General features: G+C 73.1%; 1 protein-coding gene. It reads left to right on the top strand.

Annotation, left to right across the window (positions count from 1 at the left end; all coding sequences use genetic code 11):
• The coding region (def, locus tag RCG67_RS17350; RefSeq protein ID WP_368828059.1) for a peptide deformylase at positions 1–493 on the top strand (493 nt) is incomplete at its 5' end.
• Positions 494–527: the final 34 nt, after the last annotated feature.

The raw sequence follows: 527 nt of genomic DNA on the forward strand, positions 1-527 counted from the left end.
GCTGCGCACCCTCGTCGAGGACATGTACGAGACCATGGACGCCGCCCACGGCGTGGGGCTGGCCGCGCCGCAGATCGGCGTGGGCCTGCGGATCTTCACCTACGCGTTCGAGAACGACGACGACGTCGCGCCGCGCGGGGTGCTCGTCAACCCGGTGCTGACCGTGGGCAAGGTCTCCCAGGACGCCCCGGACCCGGACGAGGAGTCCGAGGGCTGCCTGTCCGTGCCGGGCTACAGCTGGCCGCTCAAGCGGGCGGACTGGGTCCGGGTGGCGGGCTTCGACGTCGCGGGCGAGCCGGTGGCCTTCGAGGCCACCGGCTGGTTCGCGCGGGTGATGCAGCACGAGTACGACCACCTGGACGGGAAGCTCTACCTGGACCGGCTCAACGACAAGTGGTCCAGGAAGGCCCGCCGGGCCGTCAAGGCGGAGGGCTGGGGCCGGGACGGCCACGCCTGGACGCCCGGTGTCGACGAGGACCCGTTCGGCCACTGAGCCGGGCGGGCCGGCCTCAGTCCCCGGGCAGCAC

Source organism: Kocuria cellulosilytica (genome assembly GCF_040981245.1).
GTDB lineage: Bacteria > Actinomycetota > Actinomycetes > Actinomycetales > Micrococcaceae > Kocuria > Kocuria cellulosilytica.